The sequence below is a fragment of the Streptomyces sp. NPDC001843 genome (assembly GCF_042891955.1).
Lineage (GTDB): Bacteria > Actinomycetota > Actinomycetes > Streptomycetales > Streptomycetaceae > Streptomyces.
Genome location: NZ_JBIATQ010000009.1, coordinates 247890 through 262584 on the forward strand (window position 1 = coordinate 247890; position 14695 = coordinate 262584).

General features: G+C 71.1%; 12 protein-coding genes. 8 read left to right on the forward strand and 4 right to left on the reverse strand.

Annotation, left to right across the window (positions count from 1 at the left end; all coding sequences use genetic code 11):
* Positions 1 to 31: 31 nt before the first annotated feature.
* Positions 32 to 820: an ABC transporter ATP-binding protein gene (locus ACFYZQ_RS23730; protein ID WP_389151040.1), complete on the forward strand. Its 789-nt coding sequence runs from the start codon at positions 32 to 34 to the stop codon at positions 818 to 820.
* Entirely contained in the window at positions 817 to 3396 is a 2580-nt protein-coding gene (locus ACFYZQ_RS23735) for an ABC transporter permease (protein ID WP_389151042.1), read from the forward strand. The genes ACFYZQ_RS23730 and ACFYZQ_RS23735 overlap by 4 nt, the downstream gene beginning before the upstream one ends.
* Before the next feature lie 80 nt (positions 3397 to 3476).
* On the opposite strand, the gene ACFYZQ_RS23740 is transcribed toward ACFYZQ_RS23735, so the two are convergent.
* Both ACFYZQ_RS23740 and ACFYZQ_RS23745 read right to left on the reverse strand, forming a co-directional pair.
* Positions 3477 to 3851, reverse strand: coding sequence for a type II toxin-antitoxin system VapC family toxin (locus tag ACFYZQ_RS23740; protein WP_389151045.1), 375 nt, complete (start codon positions 3849 to 3851; stop codon positions 3477 to 3479).
* Positions 3848 to 4120 (reverse strand): type II toxin-antitoxin system Phd/YefM family antitoxin, encoded by a 273-nt coding sequence (locus ACFYZQ_RS23745; RefSeq protein WP_389151047.1) that lies wholly within the window; start codon positions 4118 to 4120, stop codon positions 3848 to 3850. Before ACFYZQ_RS23745 ends, ACFYZQ_RS23740 begins: the two co-directional genes overlap by 4 nt.
* A gap of 189 nt (positions 4121 to 4309) precedes the next feature.
* Here ACFYZQ_RS23745 and mfd point away from each other — a divergent pair, with 189 nt between their 5' ends.
* Positions 4310 to 7843 (forward strand): transcription-repair coupling factor, encoded by a 3534-nt coding sequence (mfd, locus tag ACFYZQ_RS23750; protein WP_389151050.1) that lies wholly within the window; start codon positions 4310 to 4312, stop codon positions 7841 to 7843.
* A gap of 12 nt (positions 7844 to 7855) precedes the next feature.
* A complete protein-coding gene (locus ACFYZQ_RS23755; RefSeq protein WP_389151053.1) occupies positions 7856 to 8203 on the forward strand; it encodes a MerR family transcriptional regulator in 348 nt (115 codons plus the stop codon).
* A 10-nt stretch (positions 8204 to 8213) separates the two neighbouring features.
* Here ACFYZQ_RS23755 and ACFYZQ_RS23760 read toward each other — a convergent pair whose 3' ends face one another.
* Positions 8214 to 8978 carry an SDR family NAD(P)-dependent oxidoreductase gene (locus ACFYZQ_RS23760; RefSeq protein WP_389151056.1) on the reverse strand — a complete coding sequence of 255 codons (765 nt, stop codon included), beginning with the start codon at positions 8976 to 8978 and terminating at the stop codon, positions 8214 to 8216.
* A gap of 233 nt (positions 8979 to 9211) precedes the next feature.
* Here ACFYZQ_RS23760 and ACFYZQ_RS23765 point away from each other — a divergent pair, with 233 nt between their 5' ends.
* Both ACFYZQ_RS23765 and ACFYZQ_RS23770 read left to right on the forward strand, forming a co-directional pair.
* Positions 9212 to 10045: an HNH endonuclease family protein gene (locus ACFYZQ_RS23765; protein ID WP_389151366.1), complete on the forward strand. Its 834-nt coding sequence runs from the start codon at positions 9212 to 9214 to the stop codon at positions 10043 to 10045.
* A gap of 60 nt (positions 10046 to 10105) precedes the next feature.
* Positions 10106 to 10849: an N-acetyltransferase gene (locus ACFYZQ_RS23770; RefSeq protein ID WP_389151059.1), complete on the forward strand. Its 744-nt coding sequence runs from the start codon at positions 10106 to 10108 to the stop codon at positions 10847 to 10849.
* Between the two features lie 18 nt (positions 10850 to 10867).
* Here the strand turns inward: ACFYZQ_RS23770 and ACFYZQ_RS23775 are convergent, their stop codons facing one another.
* Positions 10868 to 11617, reverse strand: coding sequence for a hypothetical protein (locus tag ACFYZQ_RS23775; protein WP_389151061.1), 750 nt, complete (start codon positions 11615 to 11617; stop codon positions 10868 to 10870).
* Positions 11618 to 11832: 215 nt separating this feature from the next.
* Between ACFYZQ_RS23775 and ACFYZQ_RS23780 the strand changes: the two genes are divergently transcribed.
* Both ACFYZQ_RS23780 and ACFYZQ_RS23785 read left to right on the forward strand, forming a co-directional pair.
* Positions 11833 to 13926 carry an N-6 DNA methylase gene (locus tag ACFYZQ_RS23780; RefSeq protein WP_389151064.1) on the forward strand — a complete coding sequence of 698 codons (2094 nt, stop codon included), beginning with the start codon at positions 11833 to 11835 and terminating at the stop codon, positions 13924 to 13926.
* A 123-nt stretch (positions 13927 to 14049) separates the two neighbouring features.
* Complete coding sequence (locus ACFYZQ_RS23785) at positions 14050 to 14667, forward strand: hypothetical protein (RefSeq protein ID WP_389151067.1); 618 nt, start codon at positions 14050 to 14052, stop codon at positions 14665 to 14667.
* Positions 14668 to 14695 lie beyond the last annotated feature (28 nt).

Sequence of the window (14695 nt, forward strand, 5' to 3'; positions counted from 1 at the left end):
CAGACTTGCCGACCGATATAGGAGACATACCGTGACTTCGGCTGTGACCATTCCCAGGCACGGGGGCACTGGAGGGCGTACGGCCGTTGCCGCGCGGGCGCGGCAGGTCGTGAAGGCGTACGGGTCGGGGGAGACCCGCGTCGTCGCCCTCGACCACGTCGACGTGGACATCGACCGCGGCCAGTTCACCGCGATCATGGGCCCGTCGGGATCCGGCAAGTCCACGCTGATGCACTGCCTCGCCGGGCTCGACACGGTGACCAGCGGTCAGATCTACCTGGACGAGACCGAGATCACCGGCCTGAAGGACAAGAAGCTCACGCAGCTGCGCCGGGACCGGATCGGGTTCATCTTCCAGGCGTTCAACCTGCTGCCGACGCTGAACGCGCTCGAGAACATCACGCTGCCCATGGACATCGCCGGCCGTAAGCCCGACAGGGCGTGGCTGGACCGGGTGGTGGAGACCGTCGGCCTCGCCGGGCGGCTCAAGCACCGGCCGACCCAGCTCTCCGGCGGTCAGCAGCAGCGCGTCGCCGTGGCCCGCGCCCTGGCCGCCCGCCCCGAGATCATCTTCGGTGACGAGCCGACCGGAAACCTCGACTCCCGGGCCGGCGCCGAAGTCCTCGGGTTCCTGCGCACGTCGGTGGACGAGCTCGGCCAGACCATCGTGATGGTCACCCATGACCCGGTGGCCGCCTCCTACGCGGACCGGGTGCTGTACCTCGCCGACGGCCGCATAGTCGACGAGATGCACCAGCCGACGGCCGACCAGGTCCTGGACCGGATGAAGGACTTCGACGCCCGGGGGCGTACGTCATGACCGTCCTGAAGACCTCGATGCGCAACTTCTTCGCGCACAAGGGCCGTATGGCGCTGTCGGCGATCGCGGTGCTGCTGTCGGTGGCGTTCGTGTGCGGCACGCTGGTGTTCACCGACACGATGAACACCACCTTCGACAAGCTGTTCCAGGCCACCTCCTCCGACGTCCAGGTCAGTGCCAAGGGTGCCTCCGACACCGGTCAGACGACCTCCGACAACGGCAAGCCGCCGGTGATGCCGGCCGCGGTGCTGGACAAGGTCCGCCGCACCCAGGGCGTCAAGGCCGCGGAGGGCACGGTGTTCTCCACCAAGGTCACCGTCGTCGACGCCGACAAGGACAAGCTCTCGCCCAGCAGCGGCGCCCCGACCATCGTCGGCAACTGGAACGGCAACGACGCCCGCACCATGAAGATCACCACCGGTGCGGCGCCCAAGGGCTCCGGCCAGATCATGGTCGACGCGGACACCGCCGACAAGCACCACCTGAAGCTCGGTGACGAGATCGGTGTGATCACCGCGGTCGGCACGCACACCGCGCGCATCTCCGGCATCGCCACCTTCACCGTCACCAACCCCGGCGCGGCGATCTTCTACCTCGACACCCGCACCGCGCAGCGGACGCTCGTCGGCGAGACCGGCGTCTACACCAACGTCAACGTCACGGCGGACAAGGGTGTGACCGACGCCCGGCTGAAGAAGAGCGTGGCGGCCGAACTCGGCGGCGGCTACAAGGTGCAGACCGCCAAGGAGGTCGCCGACGCCAACCAGAAGGAAGTCGCGAGCTCGCTGAACGTCATGCGGTACGCGATGCTCGGCTTCGCCGGGATCGCCTTCCTCGTCGGCATCTTCCTGATCATCAACACCTTCTCCATGCTGGTCGCCCAGCGCACCCGGGAGATCGGCCTGATGCGGGCCATCGGATCCTCCCGCAAACAGGTCAACCGTTCGGTACTGGTCGAGGCACTGCTGCTCGGCGTGGTCGGGTCCGTGCTCGGCATCGGCGCGGGCATCGGCATCGCGGTCGGCCTGATGAAGCTCATGGGCAAGATCGGCATGCACCTGTCGACCGACGACCTGACGGTCGCCTGGACCACCCCGGTGATCGGACTGCTCCTCGGTGTCGTGGTCACCGTCCTGTCCGCCTACCTGCCCGCACGGCGGGCCGGCAAGGTCTCCCCGATGGCCGCGCTGCGCGACGCCGGCACCCCGGCCGACGGCAGGGCCGGCTGGATACGGGCCCTGATCGGTACCGTCCTCACCGGTGCCGGCGGTCTGAGCCTGTACGTCGCCGCCCACGCCGACAAGGCGAAGGACGGCTCCTCATGGCTGGGCCTGGGCATCGTGCTGACCCTGATCGGCTTCGTCGTCATCGGCCCGCTGCTGGCCGGCGGCCTGGTGCGCGTCCTCGGCGCCGTACTGCTGCGGATCTTCGGGCCCGTGGGGCGGATGGCCGAGCGCAACGCGCTGCGCAACCCGCGCCGCACCGGTGCCACCGGCGCGGCCCTGATGATCGGCCTCGCACTGGTCGCCTGCCTGTCGGTGGTCGGCTCCTCCATGGTGGCCTCGGCCACGGACCAGCTCGACAAGACCGTCGGTACGGACTTCATCATCCAGAACGACAACGGGGACGTGGTCTTCCCGCAGGCGGTGAAGGCCGTGAAGTCGACGCCGGGCCTCGCACGGGTCACCGAGTACAAGACGACCAAGGCCGACTACACCACCCCCGACGGTCAGACGCTCAAGGACACCGACATCACGGCGGCCGACCCCACGTACGCGTCCGACCTGCGCAAGAAGACCGTCGCCGGCGACCTCAAGGACGCCTACCTGCCCGACTCGATGTCCGTCCACGAGAAGTTCGCCAAGGCCCACGGCATCCACATCGGCTCGAAGATCACCGTCGCCTTCGAGAAGGGGTCCACCGCCCATCTGACGGTCCGCGCGATCACCAGCAGCGACGAGGTGATCGACCAGGGCGCCAAGTACACCTCCATCGCCACCCTCGCCAAGTACGTGCCGGCCAAGGAGATGCCGCTCGACCAGCTGGTCTTCGCCAGCGCCAAGGACGGGCAGCAGGCCGCCGCCTACAAGGCGCTGAAGTCGGCACTGCACGAGTACCCCGAGTACACCGTGCGCGACCAGACCGACTACAAGAAGGCGCTCAAGGACCAGATCGGCCAGCTCCTCAACATGATCTACGGCCTGCTGGCGCTGGCGATCATCGTGGCGGTGCTGGGCGTGGTGAACACCCTGGCCCTGTCGGTGGTGGAGCGCACCCGGGAGATCGGCCTCATGCGGGCCATCGGCCTCTCCCGCCGCCAGCTGCGCCGCATGATCCGCCTGGAGTCGGTGGTCATCGCCCTCTTCGGCGCCCTGCTCGGCCTCGGCCTCGGCCTCGGCTGGGGGGCCACCGCGCAGAAGCTGCTCGCCCTGGCGGGCCTGAACGTCCTCGACATCCCCTGGCCCACCATCATCGCCGTCTTCGCCGGCTCGGCCTTCGTGGGCCTGTTCGCGGCGCTGGTCCCGGCGTTCCGGGCGGGGCGGATGAACGTACTGAACGCGATCGCGACCGAGTAGCCACACCGACGGGGGACACGGGGGCACGGGGAGGCCCGGCGCCGAGAAGTCACGGGGGACTTCTCGGCACCGGGCCGTTGTCATGCGCGCAGGACGGGGACGTCGTACTTGGGGATCCAGGTGTCACGAGTGATGACGGTGAGGTCTTCGAGCTGTGCCTGGGCGATGAGCATGCGGTCGAAGGGGTCGCGGTGGTGGAGGGGCAGCCGTGCGGCGTGGATACCGTGACCCATGCTGATCGGAAGGGACCTGAGCTGGCAGTCCCGGGCCCGTTCCGGCAGGTCGGCCGGTGCGTCCAGCTTGCCGAGTGCCTGCTTGAGCGCAAGTTCCCAGGGTGTGACAGCGCTGATGTACGCCTCGGGCTCCGCGTCGAGCAGCCCCTTGATCTCGTCGGAGAGTTCCGGGGAGTCGAGCAGCCACCAGACCACGACGTGCGTGTCGGCGAGAAGCCTCACGTGTTCGTCTCCTGCCCAAGACCGAACGCCTCGGCGAATCCCGGATCGTCGGACATGTCGTCGAAGTCGTCATGGAACACCACCGGCTCCTTCAGGGAGCCGCGAGCGGTCCGCTGAACAGTGGCCCGGAACGGCACGACCTTGGCCACCGGCTCCCCCGCCCGGCTGATGATGATCTCTTCCCCTGTTTCCACCAGCTGCAGTATCCGAGAGAAGTTGGTCTTGGCGTCGTGGACGTTGTACTGCCGCTGGGCGTGCTGCGTGCTCATAAAGACCTCCCGAATGGTGGACTAACCAACGGGCTAGCCCACGTGAATACGGTAGCCGCCGTCCTTCCACAGGGCCACCGCGTTCACTCCCCCGAGTGACAGCCCCCGGCGTCGTACTCTGGGAACCCCCGGCCCGCCACGCGTGTCGGGCCCGTCGTGTTGCCCACCCCGGACGAAAGCCGCCCCCGAATGAGCCTGCACGGTCTGCTCGACGCCGTAGTCAAGGACCCCGCCCTCGCCGAAGCGATCAAGGCGGCGGCCGACGGCAACCGCATGCACGTCGACCTGGTCGGCCCCCCGGCGGCCCGCCCCTTCGCGGTCGCCGCCCTGGCCCGCGAGGCCGGACGCCCCGTGCTGGCGGTCACGGCGACGGGACGGGAGGCCGAGGACCTGGCCGCCGCCCTGCGCTCGCTGCTGCCCGCGGAGGGCGTCGTGGAGTACCCCTCCTGGGAGACGCTGCCCCATGAGCGGCTCAGCCCGCGCAGCGACACCGTCGGCCGTCGCCTCGCCGTCCTGCGCCGCCTGGCCCACCCCACCCCCGACGACCCCGAGACCGGCCCGGTCTCCGTCGTCGTCGCGCCCGTACGGTCCGTGCTCCAGCCGCAGGTCAAGGGCCTCGGCGACCTCGAGCCGGTGTCCCTGCGGACCGGGCAGACCGCCGACCTGAACGCGATCGTCGAAGCCCTCGCGGCCGCCGCGTACGCGCGCGTGGAACTGGTCGAGAAGCGCGGCGAGTTCGCCGTACGCGGCGGCATCCTCGACGTGTTCCCGCCCACCGAGGAACACCCCCTGCGCATCGAGTTCTGGGGCGACGACGTCGAGGAGATCCGCTACTTCAAGGTCGCCGACCAGCGCTCCCTGGAGGTCGCCGAGCACGGCCTGTGGGCCCCGCCCTGCCGTGAACTGCTGCTGACGGAAGACGTCCGTACACGCGCGCGTGCCCTCGCCGAACAGCACCCGGAGCTCGGCGAGCTGCTCGGCAAGATCGCCGAGGGCATCGCGGTCGAGGGCATGGAGTCCCTCGCTCCCGTCCTCGTCGACGACATGGAGCTGCTGCTCGACGTGCTGCCCAAGGGCGCCATGGCGCTCGTGTGCGACCCGGAGCGGGTACGCACGCGTGCCGCCGACCTCGTCGCGACCTCCCAGGAGTTCCTGCAGGCCTCCTGGGCGGCCACCGCGGGTGGCGGCGAGGCGCCCATCGACGTCGGCGCGGCCTCCCTGTGGTCCATCGCCGACGTCCGCGACCGCGCCCGCGAACTGGACATGATGTGGTGGTCGGTGTCACCGTTCGCCGCCGACGAGACCCTGGACGACGGCACCCTCAAGCTCGGCATGCACGCGCCCGAGACCTACCGCGGCGACACCGCCAAGGCCCTCGCCGACACCAAGGGCTGGCTCGCCGACGGCTGGCGCACCGTCTTCGTCACCGAGGGCCACGGCCCGGCCGCCCGCACGGCCGAGGTGCTCGGCGGCGAGGGCATCGCCGCCCGCCTCGACGCCGACCTCGGCAAGCTCAGCCCCTCCGTCGTGCACGTCTCCTGCGGCTCCATCGACTACGGCTTCGTCGACCCGGCGCTCAAGCTCGCCGTGCTCACCGAGACCGACCTCTCCGGGCAGAAGGCGGCCGGCCGGGACGGCACCCGTATGCCCGCCCGCCGCCGCAAGACGATCGACCCGCTCACCCTGGAGGCCGGCGACTACATCGTCCACGAGCAGCACGGCGTCGGCCGGTACATCGAGATGGTGCAGCGCACCGTCCAGGGCGCCACCCGTGAGTACCTGGTCGTCGAGTACGCGCCCGCCAAGCGCGGCCAGCCCGGGGACCGCCTGTACATCCCCACCGACCAGCTGGAGCAGATCACCAAGTACGTCGGCGGCGAGGCCCCCACCCTGCACCGGCTCGGCGGCGCCGACTGGACGAAGACCAAGGCCCGCGCGAAGAAGGCGGTCAAGGAGATCGCCGCCGACCTGATCAAGCTGTACAGCGCGCGCATGGCCGCCCCCGGGCACGCCTTCGGCGCGGACAGCCCCTGGCAGCGCGAGCTGGAGGACGCCTTCCCGTACGCGGAGACCCCCGACCAGCTCACCACCATCGCCGAGGTCAAGGAGGACATGGAGAAGTCGGTCCCCATGGACCGGCTGATCTGCGGCGACGTCGGCTACGGCAAGACGGAGATCGCGGTCCGCGCCGCCTTCAAGGCCGTCCAGGACGGCAAGCAGGTCGCGGTGCTGGTGCCGACCACGCTGCTGGTGCAGCAGCACTTCGGGACGTTCTCCGAGCGCTACGGCCAGTTCCCGGTCAACGTGAAGGCGCTCAGCCGGTTCCAGACCGACACCGAGGCCAAGGCCGTCCTGGAGGGCCTGCGCGAGGGCTCGGTGGACGTCGTCATCGGCACCCACCGGCTGTTCTCCTCCGAGACCAAGTTCAAGGACCTCGGGCTGGTCATCGTCGACGAGGAACAGCGCTTCGGCGTCGAGCACAAGGAGCAGCTGAAGAAGCTGCGGGCCAACGTGGACGTGCTGACCATGTCGGCCACGCCCATCCCGCGCACCCTGGAGATGGCGGTCACCGGCATCCGCGAGATGTCGACCATCACCACCCCGCCGGAGGAGCGGCACCCGGTGCTGACCTTCGTCGGCCCGTACGAGGAGAAGCAGATCGGCGCGGCCGTCCGCCGCGAACTGCTGCGCGAGGGCCAGGTCTTCTACATCCACAACCGGGTCGAGTCCATCGACCGGGCCGCCGCCAGACTCCGGGAGATCGTCCCCGAGGCGCGCATCGCCACCGCGCACGGCCAGATGTCGGAGTCGGCGCTGGAACAGGTCGTCGTCGACTTCTGGGAGAAGAAGTTCGACGTGCTCGTCTCCACCACCATCGTGGAGTCCGGCATCGACATCTCCAACGCCAACACCCTGATCGTCGAACGGGGCGACACCTTCGGCCTGTCCCAGCTGCACCAGCTGCGCGGCCGGGTCGGCCGAGGACGCGAGCGCGGGTACGCGTACTTCCTCTATCCGCCGGAGAAGCCGCTGACGGAGACCGCGCACGAGCGGCTGGCCACCATCGCCCAGCACACCGAGATGGGCGCGGGCATGTACGTGGCGATGAAGGACCTGGAGATCCGCGGCGCCGGAAACCTCCTCGGCGGCGAGCAGTCCGGCCACATCGCCGGCGTCGGCTTCGACCTGTACGTCCGCATGGTCGGCGAGGCCGTCGCGGACTACCGGCGCCAGCTGGAGACCGGCGAGATCGAGGAGGAGCCGCCGCTCGAGGTCAAGATCGAGCTGCCCGTCGACGCGCACGTCCCGCACGACTACGCGCCCGGCGAGCGGCTGCGCCTGCAGGCCTACCGGGCCATCGCCTCCGCCAACTCCGAGGAGGACATCAAGGCGGTACGGGAGGAACTCACCGACCGGTACGGCAAGCTGCCCGAGCCGGTGGAGAACCTCCTGCTGGTCGCGGGGCTGCGCATGCTCGCGCGCGCGTGCGGGGTCGGCGAGATCGTGCTGCAGGGCACCAACGTCCGCTTCGCGCCGGTGGAGTTGCGGGAGTCGCAGGAGCTGCGGCTCAAGCGGCTGTACCCGGGAACGGTCATCAAGCCTGCCGTCCACCAGGTGCTGGTGCCGCGGCCCAAGACCGCGAAGGTGGGCGGGAAACCGCTGGTCGGACGGGAGTTGCTGGGCTGGGTCGGGGAGTTCCTGGCCTCCGTCCTGGGGTCCTGAGCAGGGGGGCGCGTGCGAATCGGTGAGCTGGCGGCGGCGACCGGGGCGACGCCGCGTGCCCTGCGCCACTACGAGCAGGCCGGACTGATCGCATCCGAACGCGCCCCCAACGGATACCGCGAGTACGACGCCGGGGCGGTGGTCCGCGTCCGCAACATCCGGTATCTGCTGGACGCGGGGCTCACCTTGGACGACGTACGGGTGTTCCTGCCCTGTCTGGACGGAGACGTGACGGCCGGGGGGATCTCCCCGAAGGGACTGCAGGTCGCCAAGGACCGGCTGGCCGTCATCGACGCACGGATCGCGGCACAGGTGGCCGTGCGGGAGCGGCTGGCGGCGGCGCTGCGCGAGGCCACGTGACCACTGGAGGTCACCCCACCACGGCGCCGCCGTCCACCGGGAGGACCACGCCGGTGATGAACGACGCCTGCGGCGAGGCCAGTCGGCTGATCGCCCAGGCCACCTCCTCGGCGCGGCCCACCCGCCCGAGCGGGGTGTGGTCGAGCTGCCATGCGCGGATGGCGGCGCGCTGCTCGGGCGTGTAGCCCGAGTGGTCGGCGATCGGCGTCTCGATGGCGCCGGGGGCGACGGCGACGACCCGGATCCCGAGCGGTGCCAGCTCCACCGCCCAGCTGCGGGTGAGTACTTCGAGGGCCGCCTTGCCCGCCGCGTACAGGGAGTTGCCGGGCCAGCCGCGCTGGCCGACCGACGTCGTCACGTTCACCACGACACCGCGGCTCTCCCCCAGCGCGGGGAGCGCGGCCTGGGTGAGCAGGACGGGGGCGAGGAGGTTCGTGGCGAGCTGGGGTTGTACGGAGGCACGCGTGTAGGTGCGCAGGGACTCGGTGTTGACCACGGCCGCGTTGTTGACCAGTACGTCGATACGGCCGTGGCGTTCGAGTGCGGCACGGACGACGGTCGCCGGGCCGTCCTCGGCCGTGATGTCGGCGGGGAGAGGGACGATCCCGGGATACCCGTCGGCGGTCTCGGCGAGGGGTGCGGGGCGTCTGCCGACGGCCAGGACCTGCGCGCCCTCGGCGGCGAACGCGCGGGCGGTGGCGCGGCCGATGCCGGTGCCGGCTCCGGTGACCAGGACGGTGCGAGGGGTGCGGTGTGGTGTGCTCGGTTCGCTCATGCCGGGATCGTCGGACCCTGACGCCAGGGTCAGGGTCAAGCCCGGTCGGCCGAGGCAAGGTTGGAGGAAAACGGGGTACGAGGCTCACCGGGTCAGGACTGCTCGCGCGCTGCACGCGCCTGCCGTTCTGCCCCCGGGCGCTCTCCGTTCCCCACCGGCCGGCCGCTACGGTGGACCAGGAAGGATCCGCCCGTGCGGCGGCGGCACAGGGCGGGCAGGAGGAGGCGCACGTGATGCGTCCGAGGGGCGGGACGGTCAAGGGGCATGCCAACGGGGCCGGTTGTACGGGACGCGGTGCCGGAAGGCGGCGCGTCCTCCTGGCGTCCACCGCGGTGCTGGCCACCGGAGTCATGCTCGCCGGCTGCAAGGACCTCACCACACCCGCGGACGGAGGGCCCTCCGGTTCCGCCGTCCCGACCGGCGGGAACGGCCGGGCGGTGAGTCCGCTGGACAATCCGGACGGAACGAAGCCGGGGCTGGCGGCGATCACGTCGGCCGCGGACAAGGCGAAGGCACGGTCGCTGATCGAGAAGGTGGCGACGAAGGGTCGCGGCCCCAAGACGGGCTACGAGCGGGACAAGTTCGGCTACGCCTGGATGGACTCGGCCCCGGGCGGCATCCCCTTCGCCCACAACGGGTGTGACACCCGGAACGACCTCCTGAAGCGTGATGGGGAGCAGGTCCGCTACCGGGCGGGCTCGAACTGCGTCGTCACCTCCATGACGCTGCACGACCCGTACACCGGGAAGACGATCGAGTGGACCAAGTCCCGTGCGACCACGGTCCAGATAGACCACGTCATGCCGCTGTCGTACGACTGGCAGATGGGCGCGGCACGCTGGACGAAGGGTGAGCGGGAGGACATCGCCAACGATCCGCTCAACCTGATCCCGGTGGACGGCCCGACCAACGGCGCGAAGAGCGACTCCGGCCCGGCGACCTGGCTGCCGCCGGACAAGACGATCCGCTGCGCGTACTCCGTGCGCGTCGCCCAGGTGTCACTGAAGTACAAACTGCCCGTGACGGTCGCCGACAAGCGGATGATGCTGGCGCAGTGCGGCGCGTGAGCCGACCGGTGGGGGAAAACCCGGTTCTCGCCAGGCGGTTGTCTCCCCTACCGTGACCGCATGGAACTGAAGGTGTCGAGTCTCGCCGACCGCCCCGAGATGCTCGGTGCGATTCTCGACATGCCCGATACCTGGGCGGAGTTCACCACTCAGGACGCGGTGGGCGGCGCGCACTACCCGCGGATCCCCGTCGAACTCCCGGAGTACGTGCTGTTCGCCGAGGACGAGGGCGGCGAGGTCGTCGCCCACGCCTACAGCGTGCCCTTCGCGCTCCACGCCGACGGCTGTCGTGAACTGCCCGCCCGCGGCTGGGACGAGGTGCTCGTCCGTGCCTTCTCCGATCTGCGCCGCGGGGTGCGGCCCGACACGGTGAGCGCGATCTCGATCGTGGTCGCCCCGCACGCCCAGGGGCTCGGCCTGTCCGGGCGGATGCTGTCGGCGATGCGGGACAACGCCCGAGCGAAGGGCTTCACCGAGGTCGTCGCCCCGGTCCGTCCCAACGCCAAGCACCTGGAACCGCATACGCCCATGGCCGAGTACGCCCACCGGGTGCGCGAGGACGGGCTGCCGTACGACCCGTGGCTGCGTGTCCACGCCCGGGCCGGCGCGACCATCGACTCCATCGCCCCGGCTTCCATGACCGTCTCCGGCTCGCTGGAGCAGTGGCGCCGCTGGACCGGGCTGCCCTTCGACACCCAGGGCGACATCGAGGTGCCCGGCGCGCTGGTGCCGGTGCGCTGTGAACCGGAGCGCGGGTACGCCGTGTACGTCGAGCCCAACGTATGGATGCGGCACCCGCTGTGAGCGGGTGCCGGGACCGGCTCAGCCGTCCAGCGCGTCCAGGTCGAGGATCTTGCCGGCGGGCTTCTTCGCCGGCACCGGCCGGTTGTAGTCGCTGAAGGTGAGGTTCAGCGGCTCCTTGGCGGACGAGCCGTCGATCCGCAGCAGATACGGCTTGCCCTCGGTCGCGACGTAGGCGGTGTAACGGTCCTTGCCGTCCTTCTCGTGCAGCACGATCGCGGGCGTGCCGTCGACGGTGGTCGTCCTGCCGCGGGTGGCGTCCGAGTCGCCGTCCTCGGCGCCGCCGAGCACCGAGTCCAGGTCGCAGAGGCCGGCGATGTCCTTGGCGTCCTGCCCCTTGGCGGCCATCCTGGTCCACTTCCCGGCCAGCATGGACACGGCCGCGTCCGTGTCCTCCTTGGACTCGCCCTTGCTCTGGGCGCGTACGAACGCCTCGTCGTACTTCATGTAGACGGTGTCGCCGGTCTTGATCAGTTCGGCCTTGCCCTGGCCGCCCATGCTCATGGTGCCGGCGCACTCGCCCTTCTTGTTCACGGCCATGTCGATCTGGATGGTGCCGTCGCTCTCGTCGTCGCTGACGTCGCCCTTCATCCGCAGCGACGCGGCTCCGGTGGTGGACTTCATCGCCCGGTCGACGATCTCGCCACCGGTCAGTCCGGCGAACGGGCCCTTCGGCTTGCTGTCCGCCTTGGCCTGCCCGGGCATGCAGCCGGTGAGTCCGACGGTGGCCGCGGCGGCGAGACAGACAACGGCAAGTGCGGTGCGACGCATGGGAGTTCCTTGGTTGGGAGACGGCGCGGTGTGGGTGGGGCGGGGCGGGGCCGGTCCGGGACCGGCTGTCGCCCGTTCGCTGGGTCAATAAGAACAGAACCTGTGAACCGAGTCAACACGGTTCACGGTATCGAGTGGGTACACGCTCGTGAATGCGTGGATCTTGTGTACGCCGGTATGCTCGCCGCACACACAGGACGAGGGGAGCGGCGCGGGTGCAGGACAACGCCACAGAAGTGACCGCCGCCGGAATCGCACGGCTCGCGGGGGTCGGCCGTGCCGCCGTGAGCAACTGGCGCCGTCGGCACGCCGACTTCCCCAAGCCCGTCGGCGGCACCGAGACCAGCCCCTCCTTCGCCCTGGCCGAGGTCGAGGCATGGCTGCGCAAGCAGGGCAAACTCGCCGAGGTCCCCTTGCGGGAACGCGTCTGGCAGCAGCTCGCCGGACACCCGGGCGGCCCGGTCACCGCGCTGGTGCACGCCGGCTGCGTCCTGCTGCTGATCCACGACCGCCCCACCGTCTGGCTGGACGTGAGCGCCGGGTCCGACGCGCGCATGGCCGCGATGCTGCCCGACGCGCTCGAACAGGTGCTCGTCCCGCGTTTCGGTCCGACCCCCGACCGTCGCGTCCACCAGCGGCGCGATGCGGCCGGGGCGGGCGCTGTGAACAGCGCCCCGAGCGCCCCAGCGGTTCACCTCCCCGCCGGCCCCGAACTGCTCCCCTCCGCGCCCCTCCTGCGCGGCGCCGCCGAACTCGCGGCCGAGCTCGGGGCGCGGCAGACCTTCGAGTTCCTGCTGGGACGCCATCTGGACGCCAACCCCCGCCAGTACACGCTCACCCCCGCCGAACTCGCCCGGCTCATGGCCGAGCTCGCCGGTCCGGCCCGCACCGTGCTCGACCCGGCCTGCGGCACCGGCGCCCTGCTCCGCGCCGTCGAAACCGGCCCCGACCAGGAGCTGTACGGGCAGGACAGCGCCCCCGAGCTCGCTGCGCTCACCGCGCTGCGGATCGCGCTGCACGCGCGCGTGGCGGTGTGCGCCGCCGTCGGCGACAGCCTGCGCGCCGAGGCCTACCCCGAGCTGCGCGCCGACGCCGTCCTGTGCCATCCGCCGTTCAACGAGCGCAACTGGGGGCACGACGAACTCGCCTACGACCCCCGCTGGGAGTACGGCTTCCCGGCGCGCACCGAGTCCGAGCTGGCCTGGGTGCAGCACGCGCTCGCCCGGCTCCGGGACGGCGGCACCGCCGTGCTGCTGATGCCGCCCGCCGCCGCCTCCCGCCGCTCCGGCCGCCGTATCCGCGCCGACCTGCTGCGCCGGGGCGCGCTGCGCGCCGTCGTCGCGCTGCCGGTGGGTGCGGCGCCGCCGTACAACATCCCCCTGCACCTGTGGGTGCTGCGCCGCCCGGACCGGACGCCCGCGCACCCCGAGGTGCTCCTGGCGGACACCGGGCGGTTCGCCACCGGGGGGCGTGGCGGCCCCGACTGGCAGGCCGTGCGGGACGCGGTCCTCGACGCCTGGTGTGCCTTCGCGCGCGAGGGACGGTGCGAGGAACGGCCGGGGCTGGCCCGTTCGGTGCCGGTCATCGAACTCCTCGACGACGACGTGGACCTCGCCCCCGCCCGCCACCTGCCGCCGCCCGCCGCACCCGACGGCGCGCGACAGCTCACGGCCGTACGCGAACGCCTCGGTGAGACGCTGCGCCTGACCGCCGACCTCACCCCGCCCCCGGCCGACTCCGCGCAGCCGGCGCGCTGGCCGCTGACCACCGTCGGGGAACTCGCGCGCGGAGGCGCCCTGGTGATGCGCACGGGCGGAAGCGGCGGCCACGCGCGCGTAGCCGTTCTCACCGACCACGACGTCCTCGCCGGCACCGCGCCTTCGGGGACGCTCCCCGAGAGCGACGACGAGGCCGTGCTGACCGAACCGGGCGACGTCGTCGTCCCGGTGCTCGGCGGCGGCTCGGTGGCGCGCGTGATCGACGACGCGACCGCGGGCGCCGCCCTGGGACGCAACCTTGTGCTGCTTCGCCCGGACTCCACCGCGCTCGATCCGTGGTTCGTCGCCGGGTTCCTGCGCGGTACCGCCAACAACCGCCAGGCCAGCAGCTACGCGTCCACCGCCACCCGCCTCGACGTGCGCCGCCTGCAGCTTCCCCGGCTGCCGCTCGACGAACAGCGGCGCTACGGCGAGCGTTTCCGCGCCCTCGACGAGTTCGAGCGGGCGCTCAGGCACGCGGGCCGGCTCGGCGAGCAGCTCGTGCGCGGCATGTACGACGGCCTGACGGACGGCACGGTGGCGCCCGGCTGAGCCGTGCTGTGATCAGCAGTACAACGGTTCGGCACAACCCGGGGCCGCTTGTCCGTGTCGGCCTATACGCTCGAAGCGACAACGCGACGATCGCAGGTCCTCTTCAGGCGAACAGGAGCAGCCATGCAAGGCCACGGCTACGCACAGCCGGTGCAGCAGCCGCCGCACACCGGGTGGCTGATCTTCCTGCGCCTGCTGTTCGTGGTGATCGCCTTCTTCAGCATCGGGTTCTTCGCCTGGGCGATGCTGCTGCGCCTGGCCATCGTGACCCGCAGGTCGCTGGACTGGGGACTGTTCGTGGCGGTGCTCGCAGCCGACGTCCTCAGCATCGTGCTGATCGGCAGCGAGCCGGGCGACGACATCCACACCGCGGGCGGCTATGTGGGCATCACCCTGCTCCTCGGTACGCTGGTGGCCGCGTTGGCGTACTACCTGGCCGCGGACATACGCCACTTCCAGCGACTCCGCGGCGCCTTCCGCGCGCAGCAGCCCGCGGCGGCGTACGGCTACCAGCAGCCGTCGCCGTTCACCGCGGCGACGGTGCCGAGCGTGCCCCAGACACCGTTGAGCCCGCACACACCGCCCCCCATGCCGCACACGCCCCTGCCCCAGCCGCCCGTGTCGACCCCGCCGCCGCCCCAGCGCCCGGCGCCCGCACGCATCGACCAGGTGCGCGCGGAGCTGGACGAACTGAGTGACTACCTGCGCAACCACGACGGCAACCACGAGAGCGGAAGGTGAGCGTGGCGCAAGGCCGCGTCGTCGCCGG

What these genes read in the sequence shown, in the direction of transcription:
- ACFYZQ_RS23735 (WP_389151042.1), top strand. Translation starts at nt 817, where the DNA reads ATGACCGTCCTGAAGACCTCGATGCGCAACTTCTTCGCGCACAAGGGC.
- ACFYZQ_RS23745 (WP_389151047.1), bottom strand. Translation starts at nt 4,120, where the DNA reads ATGAGCACGCAGCACGCCCAGCGGCAGTACAACGTCCACGACGCCAAG.
- mfd (WP_389151050.1), top strand. Translation starts at nt 4,310, where the DNA reads ATGAGCCTGCACGGTCTGCTCGACGCCGTAGTCAAGGACCCCGCCCTC.
- ACFYZQ_RS23760 (WP_389151056.1), bottom strand. Translation starts at nt 8,978, where the DNA reads ATGAGCGAACCGAGCACACCACACCGCACCCCTCGCACCGTCCTGGTC.
- ACFYZQ_RS23765 (WP_389151366.1), top strand. Translation starts at nt 9,212, where the DNA reads ATGCGTCCGAGGGGCGGGACGGTCAAGGGGCATGCCAACGGGGCCGGT.
- ACFYZQ_RS23770 (WP_389151059.1), top strand. Translation starts at nt 10,106, where the DNA reads ATGGAACTGAAGGTGTCGAGTCTCGCCGACCGCCCCGAGATGCTCGGT.
- ACFYZQ_RS23775 (WP_389151061.1), bottom strand. Translation starts at nt 11,617, where the DNA reads ATGCGTCGCACCGCACTTGCCGTTGTCTGTCTCGCCGCCGCGGCCACC.
- ACFYZQ_RS23785 (WP_389151067.1), top strand. Translation starts at nt 14,050, where the DNA reads ATGCAAGGCCACGGCTACGCACAGCCGGTGCAGCAGCCGCCGCACACC.